4 protein-coding genes are annotated in these 4,378 nt (G+C 56.3%); all 4 read right to left on the reverse strand.

Annotated features, from left to right (window positions below):
• Positions 1–196 precede the first annotated feature (196 nt).
• Positions 197–1,198, reverse strand: coding sequence for an acyltransferase family protein (locus tag AC221Y_RS20800; RefSeq protein ID WP_486708274.1), 1,002 nt, complete (start codon positions 1,196–1,198; stop codon positions 197–199).
• A 367-nt stretch (positions 1,199–1,565) separates the two neighbouring features.
• Complete coding sequence (locus AC221Y_RS20805) at positions 1,566–2,726, reverse strand: IS30 family transposase (RefSeq protein WP_486708275.1); 1,161 nt, start codon at positions 2,724–2,726, stop codon at positions 1,566–1,568.
• A 74-nt stretch (positions 2,727–2,800) separates the two neighbouring features.
• On the reverse strand, positions 2,801–3,619 hold the full coding sequence (locus AC221Y_RS20810) for an alpha/beta fold hydrolase (RefSeq protein WP_486708276.1): 819 nt from the start codon (positions 3,617–3,619) through the stop codon (positions 2,801–2,803).
• Between the two features lie 290 nt (positions 3,620–3,909).
• Positions 3,910–4,116 carry a tautomerase family protein gene (locus AC221Y_RS20815; protein ID WP_486708277.1) on the reverse strand — a complete coding sequence of 69 codons (207 nt, stop codon included), beginning with the start codon at positions 4,114–4,116 and terminating at the stop codon, positions 3,910–3,912.
• Between the last annotated feature and the right edge of the window lie 262 nt (positions 4,117–4,378).

Below are 4,378 nucleotides of genomic sequence, written 5' to 3' on the forward strand. Positions count from 1 at the left end.
CTTAGATCAAAATTGACTATCGGGTTGGCGGAGCTGAGTGTCTACTCTGTCCGCAGAGCAGACATTGGCTCCAGCCCCCCCCAATCAAGGTCCGCTATGAGCCCAAGTTGCCAACTCGATCTTTCGCAGTGAATGTCAGCTTCCGCCGAACAATTGACCGGTGCGCACCGGTTGGGCAGCGTCCGGGTTAACCCGCTCAGACGACGGCCCGCACCCAGGCGAGGCGCCGCAGCGTGTCGACGATCAGCAGTGAGAGCGCAATCCCCGAGACCGTGACGAAGACGAACTTCGCGAGCGCTGGCCACGCCACCCCGAGAAGCGCGGCCTGAAGCCCGATCACAACATAGACATGGATGAGGTAGACGCCATAGGCGTTGCCCGAGAGACGCCTTTGCAGAGGACCCGCTTGGTCCACGTGGGCGTGGAAGAAGGCGAGTAGGCCAAGGATCATACCGACGCAGACGAACGCTTCGAGCACCGCCCAGACATCCATGGGCGTCAGCCAAGCCGGCGTTTCGGCATCAGTGGCGATCAAAACACCTGCAGCGGCGAAGGCGCCGATCCCGATCCAGAACCAAGTGTAGGCTATTCGTTTTTCGATCTGCTCGAACCAACGTCCCCGACCGGCCAGGATCCCAATCAGGAACAGGCTTGCATATTGCGGCAGGTGCGCCGGCTCCAGAAGGAACACGCCGAACAAGAGCCGCCATTCGTCGATTGGCCAGGTTTGGCGGACCAGAACCGTCACACCGGCGAGCGTAATCGTGTAGGCCAATATCGCCAGATGTCCCGGCGGGCCTGGTTCGGTGCGCGGCGAGCGTGCCGGGACCAAGAGCCGCACAAGCGTATAAAGCAGGGCGTAGACCAGCAGGTGTTCGATGAACCAGAGGGGGCCAAATTCCAGGTTTCCGCCGCCCACATAATCGAGAAGGAGGAAGCCAAAATAGCCTCGCGGGGTGTCGGTCGTCGCATAGCCAAAGCTGCCGTTGAGGAAGATCACGAGGACCACGAGTGGCAGGCCGAGTCGGAGAAGGCGCCCGGAGAGAAACGCCCTAGCGCCCTTCCGGTCGTAACTGCCCTCAATGAAATAGCCCGAGATCAGAAAGAAGAACCCCATGAAGAAGGCAGCATTGACCGCAAAGAACAGCAACAGCAGTTCGCTGTTCGTCGACCGGCCACTCGCCGCCCGTGGGCCCATACGGCTGGCCGGCGTGGTGCGCGACGACGAGGCCGATGAGAAATACCCTGAGCCCTTGCACGAAATGCAATCGCTCCTTTTCGTGCACCATAAGCGCCAAAGCCTCCGCGTTGATCCAGCATGTTGACCATACTGTTACGCCGGTCCTGACCGCAATGACTTGAATCAAGGTAGAAAGTGCGGGTGGCGTGGCTGCTTGTACCGTTTAGGCCTACGAATTGACTTTGGTCAGAGCAACTTCCGGGTCGGCGGCTACTTGAATCCGTTTGGCAAACCTCTGACACCTCATCCATCTGCCGCAAGCCTCATTTTGTAGGGAAGCTGACATTGGGATAGTTGCGGCGAAAGCCAGGTTTGTCCTGTGGACTCAACCGATCGACGCAACACACTCGGCGAACTTCTCAGCTGGGGTCTGGTATTGCAAGGTCTTGCGAGGCCGTTCGTTCAACTGTCTGGCGATGGCGCTAAGTTTGGCTTGAGAATGGACAGATAAATCAGTTCCGCGCGGCAAATACTGTCTCAACAGCCGGTTAGTGTTTTCGTTTGATCCGCGCTGCCACGGGGATTGTGGGTCGCAAAAGTAGACGTCGACATCGGTCGCCATGGTCAGGCGCGGGTGATCTGCCAGCTCTTTACCGCGATCCCATGTCAGGGATTTGTAGAGTTCGCGTGGCAATCTCTGTGCCGATTTGATCGGCCCGGAGATGACGCTTTCGGTGTCCTTGTTGGCGACTTTGATCAGCATCACATACCGCGAATGGCGTTCCACCAGGGTCGCAATATAACTGTTCCTGGACCCTCCGATCAGATCGCCTTCCCAGTGCCCCGGCACCGCTCTGTCTTCCACGGACGCGGGCCTTTGACTGATCGATACGGCGTTTTTGATCTGCCCCAACCCATTGCGCTTTAGGCTGGCGTGCTTGGAGCGGCGCACCGTTCGCTTGGCGCGCAGATGCTCCAGCAGCTCCTTTTTCAGGACGCCGCGTGCCTGTATATAAAGACTTCTGTATATCGTCTCGTGTGACACTTGTTTCTGCGCCTCTCCTGGGAACGCACGCTTGAGCCAGCCTGCAATCTGCTCGGGCGACCACTTGCGCCGCAGCTTTGCTGATACTGCGAGGCTCAAAGACGGGTGGCAAGCCAGCTTGCACAGCTTGGGACGCAGTGCGCGACCCCATGCCGCCTGATCTGAGGCCGCCGCACGATATCCAGCAGGCCCACCGTTGCGCTGAACCTCGCGGCTGATGGTTGAGGGCGCGCGTCCTAATTGGTGGGCTATCATGCGAAGTGAGCATTTGATGCTGAGCCGCCGCGATATCTCCTCGCGCTCAGAAAGGCTCAAGGCGCGGCTGCCGCGTTTGCGATCTGGTGGGCGGATGCCGCCGGTCGGCGAGATCACCGAAAAGACCGACGATGATTGCCGGTCAAACACCCGACCAATCGAGCTCATCGACTCTCCACGCTGCCAGCGATCCCAAATCTCAGCCCGCTGCTCAGCCGAATAGTAAATCCTGCGACGATACTTCATGCTCAACACTCCATCTCTTCCAAAAGATTAAAGTGTTGCGTCGACCCGTTGAGGCCACCGGACAAAGCGGACTTTCAAATCATTTTTTTAGTCGTGATACTCTGGAGGTAGTCGAGAATTACGGCATTGTAGACCTTCGACATCTCTCGTTGTGGAAAGTGCCCGGAGCCTTCGAAAAGATGGTAAGCGGCGTTCGGCCAGTATCGACTTTCCGCCCAAATGAGTTGGGGTGGGATGAACATATCCTCGCTACCAGACATGATCAGAGCCGGAACATCGACCGACGCAATCTTCGCCCGCTCGAAACCGGTGGCGGCGTAGGCGATGAGCGCTTCGACCATCTTTAGCGCTGCCCTGGGCTCAATCCGTTCTTCTATTTTCTCAAGCAATGCAGGAAGCCGGTCTCGGTTCTGGTCAAGCCAGTGTTCTGACATGACCGAGGGTAATATCGCCGTGTAGAGAGTCTCAAAATCGGACGTCTCCAAGATCCGCTTCCAGCCGATATAAGTCTGCATCAACCTCTGGGACCTCAATAGCTGCGTCGCGTTGATGCAAAGAGCTCCGGTATAACCCGGATAGGTCATCGCTAGCGTGACGGCAGCCATGCCACCATGACAAACGCCTAGGATCGGGACATCTTTGAGCCCAAGATGATCCAGTAGCTCTTTTACATCCCGGGCGTGCAGTTCGTAGCTGTACTCGCCAACCCATTTCTCGGATTGGCCGATGCCCCGGTGATCGAAGCGTATGCAGGTATAATGTTCGGCGAAAGCTCTTACCTGCGCGTTCCAAGTCGTCGTGTCGCTCCATATGCCGCTCAACATCAACAATGGCGGCCCTTCACCATCGAGCCGATAGTAGAGATCAACGCCATCGCTAGATAAGAAATTCATATCGAGCATTTTCCTGCTTCACGGACCATGAGAGATTGCTCGTCACTGCCCAATTTACAGCTTAACACAAATACAGAATTGGCTCCACAGTCCTGACAGCATATGCGAAATGCAGCGATTTGGGTGCCCCGCGAAAGCACCCCTAGCTAGCGCTACTTCTGGAATCTTGGCCGGTTTGCAGCGTCTGCATAGTCTGCTAAGCAGTCGTTCATTCCCCACTGCAGACCTAAGGGTCTGACTGTGACTGGGACCAATCAGATGCTCGCTTTAAGCCTTGGACGGGGAAACAGCTATGATTGGCCTTCATTACCCTCGGATTGGGCTATTGCGTCGCTACCGGCAATCCAATGGTCAAGTTCAACATCCTCGAAGAGAATATTTACATATGCCGCATCTGCGCCGCATCGATGCACAAGCGCATGGGTAATGTCTTTGGCCAGAGCGGACTTTTGCTCTCGGCTGCGACCGGCGAGCATGGTGACACGAACAATTGGCATTGAGACGACCTTTCTGCCGCGATTTCCCTCGGCATTTTTATTTAAACTGTTCAGGGCGAATCCAAGCACGCAGAAGATTAGTTTGCAAATCAACTTAAGCTGCTGAGGAACGTCGGCCTTGTCCGCATACCGGACATTGTTGGCTTTCGTGGTATGGCAATAATTTGGCCTGCCGCAGCTATTTGATTTCCATCTATTCGTGCTCTCGTGAGAAGCGGTTCAAGTGGCTCGCAAGCTTCCGCAACTCCACCATATCCCTTTA

It is taken from the genome of Boseongicola sp., from assembly GCF_057460485.1.